Genomic DNA, 22,953 nt, shown 5'->3' with positions numbered 1-22,953 from the left:
GTTCATCCCGGCGCTAGGCCGTTTAGTGCAACCCCTCTCTGTTTTGGCCGACGCCGATGACTCTCACGCAGCAATCCGCGCCCTATGCGCACTGGGAGTTTGTGCATCCTGAAACAGGTGATCGCCTCCGGATCATTCCCGAACGCGGCGGCATCGTGAGCGAGTGGCGCTGCCAGGGGCGCGAAGTCGTTTATTTCGATCAAGAGCGTTACGCCAATCCAGCGAACAGCATTCGCGGCGGTATCCCTGTGCTGTTTCCGATTTGTGGGAATTTGCCTGGGGATCTGCTCCGGGTTGATGGTCAAGACCACACGCTGCAGCAGCATGGTTTTGCCCGCAATTTGCCTTGGCAGTTGCAGGTTCTCGACGACCAGCAAGGGGTGCGGGTCAGCCTGACCAGTACGGAGGACACGTTGAAGGCTTATCCATTTGCGTTTGAGGTCGCCATGGATGTGCGTCCAACGCCGGGGGCGTTGGAGATCACAACCACCATTCAGAACCGCAGCTCTGCGGAGATGCCCTTCAGCTTTGGGTTGCATCCGTATTTCAACATCAGCGACCTCTCCCAAACCCGTTTGACAGGCTTGGCAGCCCGCTGCCTGAATCACTTGGAGATGGCCGATGCGGAGACCGCCGCTCAGCTGACTCGGCTTCCAGAGGGCGTGGACTTTTTGTGCCGTCCGGCTGGACCTGTCACTTTGATCGACGATGCAACAGGGGCGGAGCTCCAGCTTCAGCATCAAGACCCGATGGACCTCACCGTGGTGTGGACGGAGCCTCCTCGCAAAATGGTGTGCCTGGAACCCTGGACCGGCCCGCGTCAGTCCCTGGTGAGCGGTGATCGCAAATTGGTCTTGCAGCCTGGGGGTGAGCAGACCCTCTCCTGTCGCTATGCCCTGGTCTGAAACTGATCAACCCCGGGTAGCCGTCCTCGGCTGAGTTGTTGTCGTGGATCAAACTGCCGTTTGACAGCTTCAATCACCGGCCGTGCCGGTGTATCCGTCCAAGCAGATACCTGTTGATCTCCTGGCTGCACCAGCACCATCAACTGTCCGCCAAGGGATGCCACTTGGCGGCGTAGGGCTTCGATTTGGAAGGCCGGTGCGGCGCTGCTGCACCAGCCATCGCCGCAGCCGGCTCCGGCTGCCAGCTCCCAAGACCAACCTTTGAGGGAGGTCATGGCCTCACTGGCGATTAATTGATGCAAGCTTGCGGCGGGGAGCACCAGACGCAGTATCTGGTCTGGCTTATGGCACAGCATCGCCACATCCAGCGGCGAGCTGCATGGCTTGGCTTCGGCCTGCAAGCCATGCTCTGTGGCGAGGGCCTGAATCCGGGTGAGCTGATCCAGCACGGCTTGGTCCGACACGCTGCTCAGCACCAGTCGCAGTGCCCAGCTGCCATCCCCAGGGCACTGCCAATCACAGCGCTCTGGCGTCAGGGTCGAGAGCAGTAGCGCAGCTCGAAAGCCTTCCAGATTGGCAAGCACACCGGTCACCAGGAGGCCCGCATGGGCGGGGCGGATCGGTTGAACCCGCAGGGTGACCTCCGTAATCAGCGCCAGGCTTCCCCAGCTTCCGCAGAGCAGGCGCATCAGGTCATAACCAGCCACGTTTTTGACAACGCGACCGCCGGCTTTGGCGGCTGTTCCATCACTGCGCAGCAGCCCAATCCCGATGATTTGGTCGCGGATGCCGAGGTGCCGTTGGCGCAGGCCACCGGAGATCCCGCGGGCGATGAGCCCGCCAATACTTCCTGCAGATCCATTGTCCAAACGATCTGTTGTCATCGGTTCACCGCCGCGGGGCCAGTCCACCGGCAGCCACTGATCCTGCGCCGCGAGTAAACGTTGCAGGTCCACAAGGGGGAGTCCCGCCTCCACGGTGATGGTGAGATCGTCCACGGCATGGTCGATCACCTGATTGAGCTGTTGGCAGCTGAGTACCGAATGGTCGGGATCCAGTGCGGGTCCCCAGTCCAAGCGGGTTCCGTGTCCACTGGGGATCCAGGGGGTGGAGTCTTGATGCCACTGGCGCACCAGGTTGATCAGCTCCGCTCGGGTTGCAGGGGTATGGCTCACGGCACGATGGTGCCATGAAGGTTGTGGTGATCGACGACGACCCCACCGGTTCGCAGGCGGTGCATAGCTGTCTGCTGCTGCTGCGCTGGGATGTTCAAGCACTGCGCCGTGGTTTGCGCCATGGCTCGCCGTTGCTGTTTGTGTTGGCCGACACGCGCTCCCTGACACCAGAGGCCGCAGCGCAACGCAACCGGGAGATCGTCACCAACCTAGAAGTGGCTCTGACGGAGGAAGGCCTCGACCGCTCGGAGATTCAGCTCGTGAGCCGGGGCGATTCCACCCTGCGTGGCCATGGGGTGGTGGAGCCAGCTGTTTTGGAGCGTTGTTTTGGTCCGTTTGCGGCCACCTTGCACGTGCCGGCATTCATTGAGGGGGGGCGCACCACGGTGAACGGTGTGCACTTGCTCTATGGGGAGCCCGTCCACACCACGCCGTTTGCCAAGGATCGTTTGTTCGGCTTCAGCACGAGTGATCTCCCTCAGTGGCTGGAGCAGAAGAGTGCTGGTGCCATCTGTGCAGCTGATGTGGTGAAAGTCAGCCTCGAAGACCTGGATCAGGCTTCAGCAGGGGAGATGCCCCACTTGATCCAACGCTTAGCGGCCCTGCAAGGGAATACCGCCGTGGTGGTGGATGCGGAGCATCAATCGCAGCTGGCTGCCCTGGCGGCGGCTGTGCTGGCCTTGAAAGGCGAACGGCGGTTTCTTTTCCGTTCAGCGGCCAGTGTGGTGAAGGCTCTGGCCGACCCTGGTCCCCAGCCGTTGGATCCGAATGGCTTAGCTCGGTTGCGACGACGCGGCCCCAACGGGGAGGGGCTGCCTGGGTTGGTGATGGTGGGATCCCATGTTCCCCTGGCTGATCAGCAGCTCATGCGGTTGCTGGAGGATCCTCGCTGCATTGGCCTTGAACTGCCTGTGCGCCGCATTGCTCGGGTGTTGGACGGTGGATCGCCCGACCTGCTGTTGCCGGATTTGGAGCGGGAATGGTGCGAGCAACTTCAAGCCCTGCTCCAGTCGGGCCGAACGCCGGTGTTGTTCACCAGCCGCGGTGAGATCAGATTGGCGAGCGCGTCGGCGGGGCGCTTGATGTGTCAAACCATCGCGCGTCTGATGGGGCGTCTCGCTAGGGCCTTGGCACCGGGATTGGGCTACCTGATTAGCAAGGGTGGGATCACCACCCAAACCTTGTTGGCAGATGGGTTGGATTTGGAGGCGGTGGAGCTGGAAGGTCAGTTGATGCCGGGGTTATCGGTTGTGCGCCCTTCAGCGGGTGTCGCGCAGGCGCTACCGATCGTCACCTTCCCCGGCAATCTCGGCACCGACAGCAGCCTGTGTGAGGCTTGGCAGCGGATGCAAGCCGGCTGATGCCGCTAACAGTTCCATTGGGTGGTGAACCGGCTGCCGTCCCTGCAGATGCCGGCGAAGTTGCATGGTGCAACCGATATTGGCGCTGGCCACAAGCGCTGCCCCGGTGTTGCTGAGGTCGTCTGCCTTGATTGTTCCCAGCTCTGCGGCTTCCTCCGGTTGCACCAGGTTGTAGATGCCGGCGCTTCCGCAACAGACGCCTGCTTCCATGGGTTCCTTGAGCTCTAGTCCGGGGATGGCGGCGAGAAGGGCGCGTGGCTGTTGCTGAATGCCTTGGCCGTGGATCATGTGGCAGGCGTCATGCATGGCCACTGCCTTGGCGATGGGCTTCAGTTGGGCCGAAAAGCTGTCGCTCAATCCCACGTTGGTGAGAAATTCATGCACGTCCAAAACCGGTGCCCGGAAGCCGTTGTTGTTGTGCAGAATTTCGCCATAGGCCTTCATCGTGTGGCCGCAACCGGAGGCTGCCACCAGCACGGCGTCTAGCTCTCCTTCGATTGCATTCATGCTGTCAACAAGCGCTGAAGCCAGCTGGCGGGTGAGCTCCATCTCCCCTTGGTGGTGACTCACGGCACCGCAGCAGCCCTGTTCGGGGGGGAGAACCACCTCAAACCCATTGGCTTGAAGCACGCTCACCGTGGCCGTGTTCACCGACGGATCGAAGCAGCGTTGGACGCAGCCCAACAGCAGCGCCACTCGGCCGCGGCGAGGGCCGATGGCAGGGTTCACCGTTGGCATCGCGTCGTCGAAGGCATTGGCTGCCAGGGAGGGCAGCAGCTGTTCCATCGCTTCGATCCCTGGGCCAAACAAGCGGGTTAGGCCACTGCGGCGGGCGAGGGTCTGGATGGGGGTGCCGGCGTAAAGCCGCAGCGGCTGGAGCAAAGCCCGAAGCCGGCGTGGGTAGGGCAAGACCTGCAGGAGCAACTGACGAAAACTGATTTGCCAGCTGCTGCGCAATTTGGCGTTGTTGAGTTTCGGTCGCGTGGCTTCGATCAGTTGGTCGTAACGGACGCCAGAAGGACATGCCGTGACGCAGGCATAACAGCCCAAGCAAGTGTCGAAGTGGCTTGCAACGGTGGCGTCGAGTTCCAGCTCACCGGCTTCGATCGCCCGCAGGGCATGGATGCGGCCACGGGGGGAGTCCATCTCACTGGCCAGAACGCGATAGCTGGCGCAGGTGGGCAGGCAAAATCCGCAGTGCACACAGGGATCGGCGGCTCCTGCGGGTAAGCCCGGGAGAGATGTGGTTGACGTGGGGTCGGCGCTGAGTGGCTCGCTCATTGAGGGAGTCTGGCTTCCTCGGCCAGTGAACGGCTGTCCAGGACAAGGAAATGTTCTTGATTGACCCGTTGCGAGAACTTCAATTCCGAATAGCCGTGACTCTGCGGATAATCCCGGTTCGTTCGCTGGGATTGTGCTGGTAGATCAGGTCCGTCTCGAGATTTTTCAGGATTGGCTCAATCAGGCTGATGTTTTTGTCAAGGTTCGCAATTAGATCGCCGACCTTCGGTATGTAGATGGAGCCTTTGTGGGCGCCGTCTTTGATAATAAATTGATTTTCATTTGGCATGTATTCAATTAAAGAGCTGTAGGGGATTCGATTTAAGTGACGCTTGACTGAAAATCTTGATTTTTTATTGACGATGATGTTTACGTCATCGCCAGATTCGCGGATTTCTCGACTGGTTTTATCCAGTTTTTCGTAGGTCAATTGAATGTAAGACTGTTCGAATTTTTGTTCTATGGTGTTATTGATAAATGTGTCTCTAGCTATCCGATGATCAGCGAGGATAACAGCTATAGATGTAAGAATGGCTCCAATAATTTTTTCCCTTTCCCTGGCGCTCTGGTCTCTATATCTCTCTATCAGTAAGGTCCATGCCCAGGCGATATTGATGGCTGCAATCAGTTGAAAAGGGAGTGCAAGGTAGCTGCTCGCGTCGAATTCATATGTAGCGGCAAGGGCGAATGCGTATGCAAAGCCCGAGAGATTGATAGCATCGAGGAGATGGAATTGGGTCTTTTTGTTGGTGATTCCGATTGCTCGGTATATTGCAATTAGTGCAAAAATGTAAAAGCGTAGGTCAAGAAAAATGTTGTATGCAGCATTTTCATTGTAGGCCCCTTCGGATGCATAACTGCTGGGAATCAAGGCTAAAACGATGTAGCTTGTGATGAACAGTAGTGAAAGACTGCAGAGCCAATATTCGAGTTTTTTGTTTCGCTCAATTGGTGCACGAATGGGCTCGCGCTGCTCGTCTTTAGGCTGAATTCTGAATATCTCTCTGGCCCAAATACTTGCGGGCGGTATGATGAATAGTAGAATAGCAATGTCTTTAATATAGATCCCAATTAGGGCCCATAGGAGTGTCGTATAGAACGATGAATCGCTTCCTGTCTTGATATGGATTAGGTATGCATTGATGTAGAGCACGAATATCAGGCACAGTAGTCTTTCACAGTAAATAACGTGAAAAAAAGCTGTTCCCGTTGAGGGGTGAATGAGTAGTAGTGATGTCATTAACAGTATGGTTGATGCTTTCGCCGATGACCGTTCTTCTAGGTTGTTGAGGAATTTAACGCTCAAAAGAATGATGCCGATGAGCTCCGCTCCGCTGAAGAGCATCCAGGTTTTGATATGAATGCTGAACCAACTCAGAATGTGAAGATCCTGATGGGCGAGGGGAAAGAAGCGATAGTCCGTACGACGCATCGTCTCTGAAATGAAGCTGTCTCGCACAGAGAAGTTGTCGAGAAAATATCCTTTCACCAGGTCTGGATACCAGCCAAACATATCTTTGTAGAGATAGGTTGTGCCTGAAATCATCGCCATGATGTAAGCGATGAGAAGGACTGTTGTGATGGGGTTGTTGCGAAAAAATCGCAGACAGGATTTCACCGGATGTGGAAAAGTGCGGTCGCTTTTATATGCCTCTCGTTGTCTGCTGACGTAAATCCTGTTGATCAGATATCCCACTGCAAGCAGCAGCAGAATCAACCAGATGTCATGGGTGAGCTCCTGGTACTGGCGAAGAAGGGCTCTTCCGGATTTTGAGTCTGGTAGGGGAAGAAACGCCCTGTTGTGTTGCATCCAGAGCCAACAGCCCATGCCCAAGCTGCTGATGGTGAAAAGCGCGATCAACAGTCGCCGCAGGGCTATATCGCCGCTTAATCCTTCGACAGCGTTCGGTTGATCGCTCATGGCGCGTTGACGATCGATATGACTGGTTTTTGTTCTGCGAGTCGGCATTCTTGCGGAGCGAGGACGCTCCTCTGGCCTGATTAGAAGTGACGAATCACGGCATCCGCGAAGCCGCTGCAGCTCACGGGATCCACTTGAGGCTCCATCAAACGTGCCAGGTCGTAGGTGACTTCACGATTGGCAATGGCGGCGCTCAGCCCTTTGGTGATTAGATCGGCTGCTTCTTGCCAACCCAAAAATTCGAGCATCATCACGCCGCTGAGAATCACTGAACCCGGATTGATTCGATCAAGGCCCGCATGCTTTGGTGCCGTGCCATGCGTCGCCTCAAAAATGGCGGCGTTCTCGCCGATGTTGGCCCCGGGGGCCATACCCAAACCACCCACCATCGCTGCAGCGGCATCCGAGATGTAATCGCCGTTCAAATTGAGGGTGGCCAGGATCGAATACTCCTGGGGTCGGGTCTGAATTTGTTGAAAAATGCTGTCGGCGATGCGGTCGTCAACGAGCACCATGTCCTTCCACTTCCCCTGGCCATGGCTGCTTCCAATCGCATCGATCACGGCCTGAACTTCGGCATCAAGAACGGATTGTTTCTCGGGAGTGAGGCTGTCGTATCCCGGCTCGATCATGCGGGCGTTGTTTTGCACGCTCAGCGTTGAATCCTTCTCCAGATTGCCCAAGATCCAGCTCTCGCGTTCAGTGATACAAACATCACGGAACTCCGTTGTGGCGAGTTCGTAGCCCCAGTCACGAAAGGCACCTTCCGTGAATTTCATGATGTTGCCCTTATGCACCAGGGTGACGTGACGCTTGTTGCCCTCAAGCCGCAACGCATGTTGAATCGCCTTGCGAATGTGGCGCTGGCTGCCGTTCTTGCTCACGGGTTTGATCCCGATGCCAGATCCCTCGGGGATCTGTCGTTTTCCTAACTTTCCGTTCGCTGGGATCACGACGTCGTTGAGGTATTGGCGCAGTTCTTGGCCAACGGCATCGTCCGCTTCCCACTCGATCCCCATGTAAATGTCTTCGGTGTTTTCCCGGTAAACGATCACGTCCAAGTCTTGGGGACGCTTATGGGGGCTAGGGGTGCCTTCGTAGTAGCGGCAAGGCCGCACGCAGCAATAGAGATCAAAAATTTGTCGCAGGGCCACGTTCAGGGAGCGGATGCCGCCTCCCACGGGGGTGGTGAGGGGACCCTTGATTGCGACCCCATAGGTGCGGATCGCATCCAGGGTGTCTTCAGGGAGGTACTGGTACGTGCCGTATAAGTCACAGGCCTCGTCGCCGGCATACACCTTGAACCACTCAATGGATTTGGTCCCGCCATAAGCCTTCGCGACAGCTGCATCGAGCACTTTTTGGGTGGCGGGCCAAATGTCCACCCCCGTTCCATCACCTCGGATAAATGGAATGATCGGATTGTCGGCAACCACGGGTGCACCGTTCTCGAAGCGGATCGCAGTGCCTGTGCTGGGGGCAGTGAGCTTCTCGAACTTGACCATGGCGGGTGATCGCGCTTCAGCCCTTGGAGCCTATGACTGAGCGGGGTGGCTTTACGGTTCAGCCCCAACCGGAGGCGTGTGATGGCTGGCAATGCTCTCTGGGTCGTAGCGGCCTGCTTCAACGAAGAAACGGTGATTCCTCGCTTTATCGAGCGGGTGATCGCACTGCCAGAGGTGGATCGTTTGCTGTTGATTGATGACGGTTCGTCCGACGCCACGGTGGCCGTCATTCGTCAGTGGCAAGCGCAGCATCCAGATGCTGGGGTAGTGCTCCTCGAGCTCACAAGGAATTTCGGAAAGGAGGCAGCGATGTTGGCCGGTCTGGACCACGTTGATGGTGAGTGTGCAGCAGCAGTGCTGATTGATTCAGACTTGCAACACCCGCCAGAACGCATTCCGGCAATGGTGGCGGCCTGGCGTGAAGGGGCTGAGGTGGTCACTGCTGTTCGTGACGATCGTGACGAAGAATCCCGCCTGAAGGTGGCAACGGCCTCTTGGTTTTATCGGGTGTTCAATCGACTGGTGGATTCCATTCAGTTGCAGGAAGGAGCGGGTGATTTCCGCTTGCTGTCCGCTCCAGTGGTGGCCGCCATCACGCAAATGCGTGAGGCCACACGCTTTTCCAAGGGTTTGATGCCCTGGACGGGGTATCGCAGCGTGGAGATTCCATACAGCCGGGTTGCCCGTGCTGGGGGCCAGACCTCCTGGAATTCGATCAAGCTCTGGCGCTATGCCTTGGATGGCATCTTTTCGTTTTCGGTGCGACCCCTAAAAGTGTGGGGGGTGATCGGTGCGTTGATTTCTCTTTTGAGCTTTGTCTATGCGGCCCTGATTGTGTTGCGCACCTTGGTGTTGGGTGCCGATTTGCCGGGCTATGCCTCATTAATTGTGGCGATCTTGTTCCTTGGTGGAATTCAGCTGATTGGCATTGGGGTACTGGGTGAATACATCGGTCGGATTTATGTCGACGTCAAGCGAAGGCCTCATTATTTCGTGCGGGGTGTTTATCGATAGGTCTTTTATGGCTTGCCATTCGTGTTGTCTCTGGGGCGATGAGAAGAAGACGAACGATTCAGTGAATTGCTGCTCCTGCATGGCATCAATGTTTCCCGGTTGAGCGGGGTGGATCAGCAGCATCGCTCTTGACCTGGTCCCGGAGGTCTGTTGGCGATGGTTGGTATGCCAACAGCACTCCAGAGCCTTCCCAGTCATGCGACCGGTGAACAGAACCCCGGCAAAGCTTCCGTTTGTCCCCACGTTCGCGGCCCGTATTTTCGGTTTGGCGAGCTTGGTGAGGCACTGCAGCACAAACCATTTCAAGAATCCCCCTTGGCGGACGCAGGCCCACCACAGCTTGAGCGGCAAGTCGGTTGGTAGAGGCTCCGCTGTTGTTCGAATCCAGGTCACCTGTTCGGTCTGGGCCAGACCCAGCACGGTGTCCAGCACTATTGGGATCAGATGGACATGCTGATGGCCATCCAGATGAATCTCGTTTGCTCCAGTGAGTTGCTTGTAGCGACCGATCTGTTGGCGGAGGCTGCGCCGAATTTGTGGTTTCAGTCTGCGGCGTTGCCACGGCAACCATGAGGCCAGGAGCAAGCGTCCAAAGCTGGTTGGTAAGTCGGCAGTAGTGGAGTCCCCTGGGCCTTCCGTGAGGCAGAGATGGAGGCAAAGCGCTGGAGGGTGCGGCAGTTGACGCCAGGTATCAATCGCTGTCTTGGCGGTGGGCCCATTCACCAACAAGCTGGCCCCATCAAGCCGGCCGGATTGGACGAGATCGAAAATGGCGTGGTCCACGCCAGCGCCGAGGCCGAGGTCATCGGCATGGAGCAACGGTGGCGTTCCGGCTTGTGTCCGTTGTCGGGCGCTGAACTGCGCTGCGCGGCTCCAAATAAGGGCATTGAGCACCGTCGGCGTGAACACCAATACGACGGTGCGCAGCATCGGGTGCACCCATGGCCCAAGGATCAAGGGCAGCAGGGCGCAAACACTCAGATTCACCGCGTATTGGAGCACTAGCCAGCGGCGGGCAAAGTGTTTGCCACCGGTATCCTCCCGGAAGGTCACCAAGGCATGGCCCACATAACCAGCGAGAGAGGCCGCTAGAAAGGCAACCGGGTTGGCCAGGCTGAGGGAGATCCACTGGCTGAGCAGCAGAAGAATTCCGGCGTGAACGGCCGCGGCAATAATCCCCACGGCTCCATAGCGACCCAACCGCTGCAACAACCTTGTTTTGTTCATCGTTCAGGTGCTTGGTCGACCCGTGACAACAGTGCCTGAAGAAGAGACCAAGCTCGGCGGTCGTACAACTTGATGAAGTTCCCGAAGCTTTGGGCTGCACTGGCGTCGGCTCCATCAGAAATCACCCGCAGCACGAGCCATGGAATGCCCTCCTGTTCGGCGACCTGTGCAACGGCAGCACCTTCCATTTCCACGGCCCTAAGTCCAGGTAATGCTTCGCGGAGGGCATCCAGCACGTCGGCATCGCCAATGAAGCGGTCTCCGGTGGCGATCAGTCCGGTGCTTGGTGTTCCAAAGCCGTCGAGTTCTCCGGCGTCATCAGCCTCCGCCAAGGCTGTGGAGGCCCAGGTCAACCAGCTGGAGTCGGGGTCCAGTTGGGCCCGATTCAGCGCTGGCAAGGTGAACCGCGGGAAGAGGGGTCTGGAATCCATGTCGTGTTGCACCACGGCATGGGCAAGCACCACATCCCATTGCTTGAGCGATGGATCGGCGCCGCCGGCCACGCCCGTAAACAGCAAGAGATCAATGTCGGGCGCAGAACTCAGCAGTCGGGTTGCCGCTCGAGCGGAGCTCACCTTGCCCCATCCGCTCCAGGCGAGGCTGAGGCGGATGCCTTCTCCCCAGGTCCCGTGATGGATGGTGAGGTCACCATGCTGTTCACTCTTTAGCTGTTGGAGATGGCCCAGGTCAGAGCCGATTTCTTCGGGCATGGCACCCAGAACACCGATATGCAATGCGCGTGCCATGGATTTGTGAACCTGGCGCAACCGTAACGGCGGCCCCTTGCCGACCCCTGCAGGATGAGAGGAGTCGGAAGCGTGGTGTGAACGCGGGCGAGTCAGTGCGAAGCGTTGCGCAAATGCGGGCGGTGGCCTCCATCGTCACTTTGGTGCGAGAGCAGTTCCCTGCTGCAAAGCCGAACCTGCAACCTTGGCGGGATGACGCCCAAACCCGCCAGTGGGATGAACCCGAATCGCTCGACCTCTCGTTTCACTTTCCTGGTTGGAGTCCGCGTTTGCAATGCCGCAGCCTGCTTTTCCAACTTCGCTTCCAGAACAATGACGGTGATCAGGGACTGAAACTGCTTGGCGTTTTGATTCGCGGGATGACCTACGACGGCGAACGCTGGCGGTTGGCCACGGTGGGGGATTGGTCTCCAGAGGGTTCTCACTTACCGCAAGCGGAGCAGGCAGCACAACTGCGTCAGATGTGTCGTGATCTGTTTCTTTTGTTCGTTCCAAAGGTTCATCGGCTTGAAGAGCCGTAACCCTTCGCAACGCTCGTGACTACTGCGCCAAAACTCCTTATAGGGTCTTGGAATTGGTGATCTCGATAGCATTCATGTCCGTCGCACTTGCTGCTCAACTCAGGGAAGGCACGAAAAAGGCCCACACGATGGCCGAAAACACCGGTTTTGTGAGCTGCTTCCTCAAGGGTGTTGTTGATAAGTCCAGCTACCGCAAACTCGTTGCAGATCTGTATTTCGTCTATGAGGCGATGGAGGAGGAAATCGACCAGTTATCAGAGCATCCAGTGGTTGGTCCTGTGGGGAAGAAAGAACTGAATCGGGTTGAATCCCTTTCACAAGACCTTTCCTATTACTTCGGCGAGAACTGGAAGGAAGAAATCCAGCCATCTCCATCTGCTGCACTCTATGTAGAGCGGATTCATGCCCTTGCGAAAGAGTCTCCTGAATTATTGGTTGGGCACCATTACACCCGCTATATGGGAGATCTCTCCGGTGGTCAGATTCTGAAAAATATTGCTCAGAAAGCAATGAATATGGATGGAGACGATGGTCTTCGTTTTTATATTTTCGACGATATTGCTGACGAGAAAGGGTTCAAAACGATGTACCGCTCAACCATGGATGCGTTGCCCATCGATCAAGCGATGGCGGATCGGATCGTTGAGGAAGCCAACAATGCTTTCCACCTCAACATGAAAATGTTCCAGGAGCTGGAGGGGAACCTGGTGGCGGCGATCGGTAAGGTTCTGTTTGGTTTCTTGACCCGTCGTCAGCGGACTGGTAGCACCGAGGCAGCCACCGCCTGATCTGTGTCCACCAGGCTGATTCGTTTTCTGGTCCCTGGCACCGGTCGTCGTTTTCGATGTGGCGGACTCAGCGTTGAATTGCAGACGGCCCGCCTGATGGCGGGCCTTTGCGCTACCGAAGTGGTCACGTACCGCCAGCGCCAAGATGATCTCAACTTTTTGGACGACTGCCTTCAACGCGAACAACCTGATCGCAGCATCCTCTGGATTGTTAGCTGGGGCTTCGATGTCCCTCGACTGATTCGACGCTTGCGGGGCCATCGCGTTGCCTACCACGCCCATAGCAGTGGATACGGATTTGATCTCCCTGCTGGTGTTCCTGTGCTTGCAGTGAGCAGAAACACGTTGGGGTATTGGGGAGCACGGGCTCCGCGTAACCCTCTTTGTTTGGTCCCTAATGCCCTTGCGGATCCCTGGTTCACGCGAGGTGCGCGTGGGAAGCAAGGAGCGCGTCCGATTGATGTTTTCGTTCAAGCCCGAAAAAGCAGTCCGTATGTGCTGGATCACCTGGTGCCCGCACTGCAGCGGGCTGGGTTGAGGGTGGAGGTTCAGAGCGGTTGGGTCGACGATCTCGTAGAGCTGTTTAATCAGTCCACGGTGTATCTCTACGACTCAGCGGACTACTGGCGGGGCAGGGGGGTGACCGAGGGATTTGGTTTGCCGCCTTTAGAGGCTCTGGCTTGCGGGTGTGTGGTGTTCAGCAGCTTGAACCATGCCCTTGCTGATCACGGTGATCCCTGCCGCACTGTCCATCAAATTGGCTGCGGGAGACTTGAGTTTGATCTTGATCGAATTCAGCGTGCGGTGCGGAACCCATCGCAATGGCGTCCCCAGGTTGATCAGCTGGAGACGGACTTAGCCCCCTACACAGAGACATGTTTACGTGAGAGTTGGCGGGCAGCTCTGAAGCACCTCGATGCCTTGGATGTTTTACCTGGCCCTGCGTTGATCAATCCGGCTACGTGGCAACTGCGCTGGCGGCAACGCCTGGAGCGGTTACGTCGAGTGGTCGATCGGTTGCCCGGCTGGCCTGCAACCTGATGGGTCCCCCACCTGAATCGACCTAGGTTCGCTCACAGCAGGCTGGCGTTGTGTCGGCACCGCGTACGGACCCGCTGCTTTCATGCCTGTTCGAAGTCAGACTTGGAGAGATCTCAGCCGCCTGCTCAAGGAGCTGCCGGCGAGTCGTGTTCGATTTTTAATTGTCGTTCTTCTGGCCTCGTTTCTTCAGGGCCTGATGGACATCTTGCTTGTCGGTTTGCTGGCGCGGCTGGTGGGCTTAATGGCAGGCGTAAAGCTCACCGACCAGATTCCTGGAATTCGGGTGTTTGGTGGTGGAATCCTCGATCAAGCAGGGTGGTTGCTGGGATTATTGATTGTTGCTTTTTGGGTCACCTCGGCCATTCGCTTTGGCGTGGCTTATCTCCAAAGCATGCTGAGTGCTGAAATTTGGAATGATCTCGTTAATAAGGTTTATCGCAATTTGATGTTGCAAAATTATGAATTTTTCACTCAACATCGAACAGCTAATCTTTCGGAAACCTTCAATCGAATCCTCAATAAAGTATCCACATCTGTGGTGAGTCCAATGATCACCATCGCAGGTAATGCATTGTCTGTGGTGGTCTTGTTGGTTGGTGTTGTTCTTGTTCTTGGTTTGCCTGCGTTGGCAATGTTTAGCTTGATGTTATTGGCCTATGGCTTGGCGTCGAAGTTAATCATTCCCTACCTGCGCTTCGCGACGAAGCAACGGGTACGTTATTCCCGCAGGATTAATTTGCTGCTGATGGAATCGTTGCGTTCCATGCGTGATGTTCAGTTGTATTCCGCTGATCAATTTTTTATTGGCCGCTTTTCCCGTGATGGTCTGATTGCAAAGCGCTATGACCGAATCACAAAACTGCTTCCTGATGTTCCCCGCTATGTCATCGAGCCAGCTGGAATCACAATTTTATTTGTTCTTGGTTTAGGGCCAGCTGTTTTTAATGGAGATGTTGGAGATGTACGCCAGGCGATTCCTACCCTTGCGGCAGTTCTTGGCACACTTTTGAGAATTTCTGCGCCGATGCAGAACACCTTCCGTAATATCAACAAATTGCGGGGTGGATTGCCAGAAATTCAAGACGCTCTTGAGCTCTTGGCACTTCGACCTGTGCGGATGGAGTCGACGTCGCCCAGCATCCCGACGGCATCTGGGGTGAGGCCACGTCAGTCGATTCAGCTCCGGCAGGTCAGTTTCCGCTATGCCGGAAGCGACCGGGATGTTCTATCTCAGATTGATCTCACGATTCCTGTGGGATCACGCATCGCTTTGGTCGGTCGAACGGGAAGTGGAAAAACAACGTTGGCCCATCTGCTTTTGGGTTTGTATCACCCCAGTGAGGGAGGACTGCGTTTGGATGGTGTTCCCTTGATGCCAGAGGAGTTGCCGGCTTGGCAGGCTAATTGCGCTTTGGTTCCACAAGATATTCGTTTGCTTGACACGAGTATTCGTGAAAATGTGGCCTTTGGTATCGACCCTGAAAATATTGATGATGACCAAATCTGGTCTGCTTTAGAGAATGCCCAATTTGATGATGTCGTCTCTGATATGCCCTATGGCTTATTTACCATGATTGGTGAGAATGGAATCAAACTCTCTGGAGGTCAGCGACAGAGATTGTCATTAGCTCGTGCTTTTTATCGTGGTGCCAAAGTATTAGTCCTAGATGAAGCGACGAGTGCTTTGGATAATAAAACTGAGAACGATGTGATGCAAGCTCTGGATTTAGTCGGACGACGTTGTACGACCATTGTGATTGCGCATCGTTTATCGACTGTTCGCAAATGCGATCGTATTTATGAGATTGAAAATGGTGTGATTAAAGCCGCTGGCGATTTCGATGCCTTGTGCGCGCAGTCGGAATCGTTCCGTGAAATGACGCAGTTTGAAGCCACCTGATCGCTATGGCTGATTTTGTTGTTCTTGCAACGGCTGATTGGGATCATCCGCTCTGGACCAACAAGCAGCACACGGCTCTGAGTTTGGTGGAAAACGGACACCGAGTTCTCTACGTCGAATCCCTTGGCTTGCGTCCTCCTCGGGCCAGCACATCCGATGGGTTGAGGATTGTGCGGCGGCTTCAAAGAATGTTGCGGCCACCGCGTCAGGTGCGACAAAACCTATGGGTTTGGTCCCCGGCCGTATTGCCAGGAGGAACCAAGGGCCGTGCGTTAACACTCAATCGAGGTTTGTTTCGCGCTGGCTTGGCCTTCGTGCTCAGGTTGCTGCGTTTTCACAAGCCGCTGCTTTGGAGCTACAACCCGCTCACTCGGTTGTATTTGGCCCTCAATAATTTCAGTGGGTCCGTGTATCACTGCGTGGACAGCATTCAGGATCAGCCGGGAATGCCATCGGCCTTGATTGAGAGGGGTGAGCGAGATCTCTGCGCTTCAGTGAATGTGGTGTTGACGACGGCGCCGGAGCTGCAACGGCGGTTAAAGCCGTTGAATCCGCACACCTATTTTTTCGGAAATGTGGCGGATGCCAGCCATTTCCATCAGGCCTTGGAGTCGGACTTGCCCTGCCCGGATGACTTGGCCACGGTCTCGAGTCCCAGGGTGTTGTTCGTGGGTGCCCTCGATGCCTACAAGCTTGATCTCGAGATGTTGGAGGACTTAATTCGCCGTACACCTCAGTGGTCCTATGTGTTGGTGGGGCCGATTGCTGAATGTGATCCATCCACGGATTTGTCCTCTGTTTTGGCCCTCTCGAATGTGCACGGCATGGGGGTGAGGCCGTACCGAGAGTTGCCTGCGTGGCTGGCCCATAGCGATGTGGCATTGCTCCCTCTTCGCTTGAACGACTACACACGCCAGATGTTTCCGATGAAATTCTTCGAGTATTTGGCATCTGGCTGCCCCACGGTGGCAACCGCGATCCCTTCGTTGCAGTCCCATCGGGATGTCGCCTTGCTGTGTGCTCCGTCCGCCGCGGAGTTCGAAGTTGCGATTCAACAGGCATTGGCGGGAGCAGGTCCACCGCTGGCGCTTCGATTGGAACGCGCCTCTCAGCACACGTATCACCAGCGCACCCAACACATGTTGGAGATGTTGCAACAGCTTGGTTTGCTCCCCGACCAGATGCGTTGCCGCGTTGCTCCGCTTCGATCGCATGCCCCTTGGGTGGGGCTGCTCAACAGCATTTTGCAGCGTCTAACCGTCCTGCCCTTTGCGATGTTGGATCAGGCGTTCATGGCGTTGAATTGCCGTCGTTGGTCGACGGCTGTGCTCCGCTTCGGACGACGGATCGTTCCCTGGAACACCCGTTTGCTTGAACGTTTGGCGCGACGCGCGGTGGCCTTGCGGCGTTGGGATCAGGCGATGGCCTTGTTTGCTGAGCTTTGGTGTGATCACGGCACGGTCACCGTGTTGCATCGTCTTTTGTTCCGTCGGGGTGCGCGCCCCGTCGATGTGGACGACCAAATTGCTCTGTTTGAGGCCATCTGTCGGACGGATGCACTGCCCTTGGTGGATCGGCGCTATGGCCAGATCGTTTTGGCGCATCGCGCCTTGCAATCTCGAGATAGGGCAGGAATGGTTCGAGCGATTCTCAGCTTGGATCAAATCGTGATCGATTTGGAGCAAGATTCGGGTACTTGGGTTTGTCAACGGCCCAATCGCGCTAATCGTGCCAAGCAGTTGATTTCTTGTTATTCCACCTTGTTGAGATTGCATTTGTGGCAGGGAGACTGGGATTCTTTGGCAATGCTTGGGCAACGAGTTGCCAGGTTCATGGATCGATTTGATCCGGCCCAGATTGATCAGGAAACGTCCTATCGGATGACGCGAAATTTGTGCCGTGCTCTGTCGATTGACATTATTTTTGCCCATAAAATTCAAAATTTGGATCTTCTCTCTGCTGCAAAAATACGACTTGATCGTCAATCCACCTATTGCCAAGATCCACGTCATGAGGCCAATCCTGCCCAGGAGAATCATCGTGTTTTTGCTGCCGATTTGATCAAGGTTGTGGCAGAGATTGAGGCCGATATGAAAGCGGGCACTCTTCGGTCAAGTAGTTTCTCTAAATTTATCATTTTGTTGTTGTCTAATAAACCGCCAGGCAGGTCTGAAGTGGCCGAATATCTCAGTTTATTCCCCTGGTATTCTTTCGATCAGATTGATCAAGATTTGAGTTTGAATGATTGATAAAAATCCTGCAAAAAAAAGAGTCGCTTTGTATGTGGATTCTTTGAAGATTGGTGGTGCTGAACGTATAACTCTCACCTTCGCTCGCTGGTGTGCTGAGTCGGGCTGGACTCCCATTGTTCTGACGCGTCAGGGCCTCGATTCTGATTTTTATCCGATCCCAAGCGGCGTTCAGCGGGCCGTCGAGCCCCAAGAGCCTTCTTGGTTGATGCGTTTTGGTCGCTGGGGCTTTCCTTGGCGGGTGGTGCGTTTGCGCCGTTGGTTGCGCTCTGAAGCGATTGATCTGGCAGTGGGAATGACCACCAAGCCATCGGTGAAGCTGCTGTTGGCAGCACGGCCGTTAAACGTGCCCTGCGTGGTGTCGGAGCGCAACTACCCGCCCCTGAAACGGATGACCTTGCCCTGGGGAATTTTGAGACGGTTTACCTACGCTTGGGCGTCTTTGCATCTCGTTCAGACCCGCGCCACCGGGGAATGGTTAGATCAACGGTTGGCGGCGCGTCCGCAGCTGTTGATGCCCAATCCTGTGCAGTGGCCACTGCACAGGTTCACGCCCGAAGTTGACCCCAATGTTTGGCTTGCCGATCAAGGTGTTCCCCAAAACGCACCCGTTCTTTTGGGGGCAGGAACTAAATCGCACCAAAAAGGGTTCGATGTCATCGTGCGGGCTTTGATCCCCCTAGCCCGTCGATTCCCTCATCTGCAGCTGGTGATTTTGGGGTTGGATGCTGAGCCGTATCACGGGGTGAACCAGCAGCAGGCTTTACGCCGCCTGTTGCGTCAAGCACCCGATGTGGCCGAGCGTCTTCATTTCCCGGGCCGGGTGGGAAACATGGCTGATTGGTACGCACGCTGCAGTTTTTTTGTGTTGCCATCTCGCTATGAAGGCTTCCCCAATGTGTTGTTGGAAGCGATGGCGAATGGATGTGTTTGCCTTGCTTCTGATTGTCCGCATGGGCCGGCGGATTTGATTCAGCACGGTCGCAACGGCATGCTGCTGCCACGCCGGGCTCGGCCAGATCAATGGCGCGATGCTTTGGCGGATTTGCTGATGGATCCGAACCGCTGCCGCGGGTTGGCCGATCGAGCCCTTGAGGTCCGCAACCGTTATTCAGAGCCGCAATTACGTAGCCGTTTTGTGAATGCCTTGGAACAACTGCTGCGGGGCAAGAGGTCGGCTCTTTGAGTGGGTCTGCTGGCTCTGATTTGTGTTTAGTTCTTCCGCACTTGGGGGCCGGCGGAGCTCAGAAAGTCGCTGTGTTGGCGGCAGAGCATTTTCAGCAGGTTGGATATCGAGTGGAGCTGATTACCTTGCTGCCCGATCAGGAGGTCCTTCACGTCTTGCCTCTGGGGGTTAACCACATTGATTTAGGTGCTTCCTTGCATCGGGCCATCACGCAGCAATCCCGTTGGAGCCGCGTCCTGCATCGTTGGCTGGCACGCCTCTGTGTGTCCGTGGCTGGATCGTCCATGGTTGGGAGAATTACCCCCCGAATTGATGCGGACTGGATCCAGCGTTGGATGCTTTGGTGCTGTCGCGGCATTGTCGGTCCAAGGGCAGATCTACTGATGGCCCATTGGCGAGATCATCCGCCCCGTCGGGTGTTGTCGTTTTTAAGCAAAACCAATCTTGTGGCTTGTCTGGCCCTTTGGTCCAAAGAGGCTCATTTGGTGGTGTCGGAGCGCAATGATCTTCGCCGGGATGCTTTGCCGGCCGAATGGCGAGCATTGCGGCCGTTGCTTTTCCAAAGGGCTGATGTGGTGACGGCGAATGCCCAGGGCACCCTCGATAGCTTGCGCGCCATAACGTCCTTAAAGCACCTCATGCTGCTGCCCAATCCATTGCCCCGGGTTGCTGTGGGTCCGTCAAAGGTTGGGCAGAACTACGGCTTTTTGACCATCGCCCGCGCCGTCCAACAAAAGGGATTGGACCTTCTGATCGAGGCATTTGCCGTTGTGTTGGATGGGTCGGAGTCGATGGATAGTTGGTCGTTAACGCTTGTGGGGGATGGTCCGGAGCGGGTCGGTTTGGAGGCGTTGGCGGAGCGTTGTGGGGTACGGCATCGGGTTCGTTTTCTCGGTCATTGCCATGACGTGCATGCTGAGTTGGCTGCAGCGGCCGTGTTCGTGCTGCCATCCAGAAAGGAAGGCATGCCGAATGCCTTGCTGGAAGCCATGGCAGCTGGTTTGGCCGTAATCGTGAATGATGCGTCCCCTGGCCCATTGGAGTTCGTCACCCATGGCCAGAACGGCCTCGTGGTGCCCCATGACGATGCGGCTGCACTAGCAAGAGCCATGCTTCGTCTTCAAACCGATCCACAGTTGCGCATTCGCTTGGGTTTGGCGGCTCAGGACCGCTTGAAAAGCCAAGACTGGCCAGTCCTGGAGCCCATTTGGAAAGCGGTATTGGCGATGGAATGATGGATCCACCAACCCTGCTGGTGTTTGCTCCCACCCGTCGTGCGGCGTCGGAAACATTCATTCGGGCCAATTTGCGGGGTTTGCCCTTTCGGGTGCATGCCTATTTCGGAGATGAGCGGCCTCCCATGCAGCCCCTGCGTTGTCTCTATGGAGTTGGGGTGTTGATCAGCAAAGCCTTCACGAGGCTGGGTTGGTTGCGGCTTGCGTCGTGGCCGGCGGCTCTTGTGGCGAGGTTGATCGTGCGGTGCCATCAACCGGATGTGGTGTTGGCGGAGTTTGGTTTCCACGCCATTCGTGTGATGCATGTTGCCCGTTGGAGTGGCGTGCCGTTGGTGGTGCATTTCCGTGGATCGGATGCCTCGTCTGAATCGAAATTTCGTCGTTTGGAACAGCGTTATCGCCAACTGATGCAGGTGGCATCGGGGTTCATTGTGAAGAGCATCCCGATGCGCTCCACCCTGCAAAGCCTTGGTGCACAGACCGATCGGGTGTTGATTAGTCCTTCTGGCGCGGATGCCGCTTTATTTCAAGGCGCCTCGCCGGAAACGGCACCGCCGACGTTTTTGGCGGTCGGTCGGTTTGTCCCGAAGAAAGGTCCGTTGCTCACCCTCGCCGCATTTGAGCGTCTACAGCATCAGCTCCCTGAGTTCTTGGCATCCGCGTGTCGGTTGGTGATGGTGGGGGATGGTCCGATGCTGGAGGAGGCCAAACGGCTTGTGCATCAACAGTCTTTGACGACGCAAGTGCGTTTCGCTGGGGTGTTGTCTCCTGCTGAGATTGCAGCGTTGATGCGCCAAGTGCGTGGTTTTGTGCAGCACTCCCTGGTGGCACCCGACGGAGATAGTGAAGGAAGCCCTGTGGCGGTGATGGAAGCTCAGCTGAGCGGACTGCCTGTGGTGGCCACACGGCATGCGGGGATCCCAGAGGTGGTGATGGACGGCAGCACCGGCCTTTTGGTGGAGGAGGGTGACGTGCAGGCCATGGCCAATGCGATGGCTCAGTTGGTGCGTGATCCACAGCTGGCGGCCAGGCTTGGTGCGGCTGGACACGAGCGGATGAGCCTCAATTTCACCGTTGAGCATCACTTGGCTGCGGTGAGCGCCTTGCTCCATCGCGTTGCTCAGCAAGGAGCCCGGTCCTCGTTGCCATGACCGATTCCCCCAGCCTTGAGACGGTCAGCATCGTGACGGTATGCATGAACCGAAGAGCTCACCTTTTGGTATCAGCCGACCATGTTGCGCGGTGGCCCCATCACCAGGAGCATTTGATCCTCGATTGGAGTAGCGAGCACCCGCTAACCCGGGCTGAGTTGCCAGCGGATTCGCGGATTCGCTTGGTGCGGGTCGATGGCGAGCGTCAATGGCACCTCTGCCGTGCCTACAACTTGGCGTTGCGATTGGCCCAGGGTGATCGGCTGTTCAAGTTGGATGCCGATTGTTGGCCCGAGGCCATGCCCTCGCCTGATCAACTAGCTGCGGCTGGACCGGTGGCTGCCTTTTGTACTGGGCCCGATGGTCGCGCCGGCCAATGGTTACTTGAGCGTCGATTGGTTGATCAGGTGGGTGGATTTAACGAAGTGCTCTTGGGCTATGGCTTTGACGACAAGGACTTTCGCTCCCGTGTTGAGGCCCAGGGTGTGGTGGTGCAGCGGTTGCCAGCGAGTGCCCTTGGTGTGATTGCCCATTCAGCCAGCCTGCGGGTCAGTCGCTCTGGGGAGGTTTCATCCCCCACTGCAATGCAACGGGTGTCTGCACAATCGCTTAAACGGGCTACTGCGATCACCAATCGGCTCTTGGCCGCTGGTCATCCTTGGAGCGCCCAGCGTCTCAGCAGTGTGTACGACACCGATCCCACCAACGGTGCATTGAGAGTGCAACGTCCAACCATTCCCCGTCCATCGCTTCAAGTGGATGACGAAGCCCAGCGGTTGCGTCGTCGGATTTATTGGGGCTTGTTCTTCAGCCTGCCGGAGGAATTGGTGGTGCGCATGCCCGTGCGCCTTCTGCCCAATGATGTGCGCGGCCGCTTTCTGCTCAAGCCCATCCATCGATGGTCTTGGTATCTGATTCGTCCGTTTTGGGCCTGGCCGTTGCTAGTGGTCCAGGCGCTGCAGCGTCCCTCCCAGAGTGCTCGAGCCGAACAGGCGGTTTGGCTAGCGCTGGAGATGGTCGATTGGCCTGCCCTTTTAGAAGCACTCCAGCGACTGCGCCGCAGACAACGGCGAGATCTGATCGAACGCTTGTTGTTTCAGCGAGGACTGCGACCACAAGACACCACACAGCAAAAGGACTTATTTGCTTCTCTTTTGAATGCTGATGTGCTGGATTCGGATCAGCGCTTTTACGCCGGCATTGCGTTGGGATGGAGTTTGATTCGCATCGCTGATACCCAAGCAGCGCTTCCGCTGATTGATCAATTAATGCTTGAGGCAAGGCGGCTGGAGGCCGATCCTTCGACCCGGCAATGTCAGGGGCGGAACCGTGACAATCGGCTGAAGCGTTTGGTGTCCACGTGGACCGTGGTGATGCATCTCGCTCTGCTGACGGGTCGGGATGAGCTGATTGGAGACATTGCTGCTGCCGCCCATCACTTGCTAGAGCGCACGGATCTCAACCGCATTCCAGCTGATGTTTTGCTGCGGATGAGCAGTAATTGGGCTCGATGTCTGGTTTGGCAGTGGCCGACTTCACCAGACCGTCTGAAAGCTGATCTCGATCACCTGTACCGGGCTGTGCGGCATGAGCGTTGTGGGATCAGCCTTCCGGATGAAGATCACCGACGTTTCGTTGCTGACTTGCAGGCACACATCGCTGGGCCATCGGGAGGTCAAGTGTTGGAGCATTCCCTTGGCCTCAAGACCCCTGAATTGCTCCAGGCCATTCAGCGTTTTTAAGTGCC

17 protein-coding genes and 1 pseudogene are annotated in these 22,953 nt (G+C 56.4%); 12 read left to right on the top strand and 6 right to left on the bottom strand.

Annotated features, from left to right (window positions below; all coding sequences use genetic code 11):
* Positions 1 to 56: 56 nt before the first annotated feature.
* Positions 57 to 905 (top strand): galactose mutarotase, encoded by an 849-nt coding sequence (locus BL107_RS00895; RefSeq protein ID WP_009788372.1) that lies wholly within the window; start codon positions 57 to 59, stop codon positions 903 to 905.
* Here the strand turns inward: BL107_RS00895 and BL107_RS00890 are convergent.
* Positions 890 to 2,080 carry an FAD-binding oxidoreductase gene (locus tag BL107_RS00890; RefSeq protein WP_009788371.1) on the bottom strand — a complete coding sequence of 397 codons (1,191 nt, stop codon included), beginning with the start codon at positions 2,078 to 2,080 and terminating at the stop codon, positions 890 to 892. The two genes, BL107_RS00895 and BL107_RS00890, sit on opposite strands and share 16 nt — an antisense overlap.
* A 14-nt stretch (positions 2,081 to 2,094) precedes the next feature.
* Between BL107_RS00890 and BL107_RS00885 the strand changes: the two genes are divergently transcribed.
* Positions 2,095 to 3,441, top strand: a complete 1,347-nt coding sequence (locus BL107_RS00885; protein WP_009788370.1) for a four-carbon acid sugar kinase family protein — start codon at positions 2,095 to 2,097, stop codon at positions 3,439 to 3,441.
* On the opposite strand, the gene BL107_RS00880 is transcribed toward BL107_RS00885, so the two are convergent.
* The 3 genes from BL107_RS00880 to BL107_RS00870 form a co-directional block, all read right to left on the bottom strand.
* Positions 3,361 to 4,722, bottom strand: a complete 1,362-nt coding sequence (locus BL107_RS00880; RefSeq protein WP_009788369.1) for a (Fe-S)-binding protein — start codon at positions 4,720 to 4,722, stop codon at positions 3,361 to 3,363. The two genes, BL107_RS00885 and BL107_RS00880, sit on opposite strands and share 81 nt — an antisense overlap.
* Before the next feature lie 79 nt (positions 4,723 to 4,801).
* Positions 4,802 to 6,643, bottom strand: a complete 1,842-nt coding sequence (locus tag BL107_RS00875; RefSeq protein ID WP_009788368.1) for a hypothetical protein — start codon at positions 6,641 to 6,643, stop codon at positions 4,802 to 4,804.
* 80 nt (positions 6,644 to 6,723) lie between these two features.
* Positions 6,724 to 8,148 (bottom strand): NADP-dependent isocitrate dehydrogenase, encoded by a 1,425-nt coding sequence (locus tag BL107_RS00870; RefSeq protein WP_009788367.1) that lies wholly within the window; start codon positions 8,146 to 8,148, stop codon positions 6,724 to 6,726.
* A gap of 81 nt (positions 8,149 to 8,229) precedes the next feature.
* On the opposite strand from BL107_RS00870, the gene BL107_RS00865 reads away from it, so the two are divergent.
* Positions 8,230 to 9,162, top strand: coding sequence for a glycosyltransferase family 2 protein (locus tag BL107_RS00865; protein ID WP_009788366.1), 933 nt, complete (start codon positions 8,230 to 8,232; stop codon positions 9,160 to 9,162).
* Positions 9,163 to 9,174: 12 nt separating this feature from the next.
* Here BL107_RS00865 and BL107_RS12070 read toward each other — a convergent pair.
* Positions 9,175 to 10,389: pseudogene (locus tag BL107_RS12070) on the bottom strand (ChbG/HpnK family deacetylase); the annotation flags it as partial.
* The gene (locus tag BL107_RS00860; RefSeq protein WP_037988627.1) at positions 10,386 to 11,135 is read right to left on the bottom strand and encodes a 5'-methylthioadenosine/adenosylhomocysteine nucleosidase; all 750 of its coding nucleotides are present in this window, start codon (positions 11,133 to 11,135) and stop codon (positions 10,386 to 10,388) included. The pseudogene BL107_RS12070 and the gene BL107_RS00860, both read right to left, overlap by 4 nt.
* Here BL107_RS00860 and BL107_RS00855 point away from each other — a divergent pair.
* From BL107_RS00855 to BL107_RS00815, 9 genes are all read left to right on the top strand, one after another.
* Positions 11,123 to 11,656, top strand: coding sequence for a hypothetical protein (locus tag BL107_RS00855; protein WP_009788362.1), 534 nt, complete (start codon positions 11,123 to 11,125; stop codon positions 11,654 to 11,656). The two genes, BL107_RS00860 and BL107_RS00855, sit on opposite strands and share 13 nt — an antisense overlap.
* A gap of 74 nt (positions 11,657 to 11,730) precedes the next feature.
* The gene (locus BL107_RS00850; protein WP_009788361.1) at positions 11,731 to 12,444 is read left to right on the top strand and encodes a heme oxygenase (biliverdin-producing); all 714 of its coding nucleotides are present in this window, start codon (positions 11,731 to 11,733) and stop codon (positions 12,442 to 12,444) included.
* A gap of 3 nt (positions 12,445 to 12,447) precedes the next feature.
* Positions 12,448 to 13,485 carry a glycosyltransferase gene (locus BL107_RS00845; protein WP_009788360.1) on the top strand — a complete coding sequence of 346 codons (1,038 nt, stop codon included), beginning with the start codon at positions 12,448 to 12,450 and terminating at the stop codon, positions 13,483 to 13,485.
* Between the two features lie 82 nt (positions 13,486 to 13,567).
* The gene (locus BL107_RS00840; RefSeq protein WP_009788359.1) at positions 13,568 to 15,385 is read left to right on the top strand and encodes an ABC transporter ATP-binding protein; all 1,818 of its coding nucleotides are present in this window, start codon (positions 13,568 to 13,570) and stop codon (positions 15,383 to 15,385) included.
* Positions 15,386 to 15,390: 5 nt separating this feature from the next.
* Positions 15,391 to 17,634 carry a glycosyltransferase gene (locus tag BL107_RS11990; protein ID WP_009788358.1) on the top strand — a complete coding sequence of 748 codons (2,244 nt, stop codon included), beginning with the start codon at positions 15,391 to 15,393 and terminating at the stop codon, positions 17,632 to 17,634.
* Entirely contained in the window at positions 17,627 to 18,820 is a 1,194-nt protein-coding gene (locus BL107_RS00830; protein WP_009788357.1) for a glycosyltransferase, read from the top strand. Before BL107_RS11990 ends, BL107_RS00830 begins: the two co-directional genes overlap by 8 nt.
* Positions 18,817 to 20,055 (top strand): glycosyltransferase, encoded by a 1,239-nt coding sequence (locus BL107_RS00825; protein ID WP_037987825.1) that lies wholly within the window; start codon positions 18,817 to 18,819, stop codon positions 20,053 to 20,055. Before BL107_RS00830 ends, BL107_RS00825 begins: the two co-directional genes overlap by 4 nt.
* Positions 20,055 to 21,206, top strand: coding sequence for a glycosyltransferase (locus tag BL107_RS00820; RefSeq protein ID WP_009788355.1), 1,152 nt, complete (start codon positions 20,055 to 20,057; stop codon positions 21,204 to 21,206). The genes BL107_RS00825 and BL107_RS00820 overlap by 1 nt, the downstream gene beginning before the upstream one ends.
* Entirely contained in the window at positions 21,203 to 22,948 is a 1,746-nt protein-coding gene (locus BL107_RS00815; RefSeq protein WP_009788354.1) for a glycosyltransferase family 2 protein, read from the top strand. The genes BL107_RS00820 and BL107_RS00815 overlap by 4 nt, the downstream gene beginning before the upstream one ends.
* The last annotated feature ends 5 nt before the right edge of the window (positions 22,949 to 22,953 follow it).

Source organism: Synechococcus sp. BL107, from assembly GCF_000153805.1.
Taxonomy (GTDB): Bacteria; Cyanobacteriota; Cyanobacteriia; order PCC-6307; family Cyanobiaceae; genus Parasynechococcus.
This window is presented reverse-complemented; position numbering and strand designations above follow the sequence as displayed.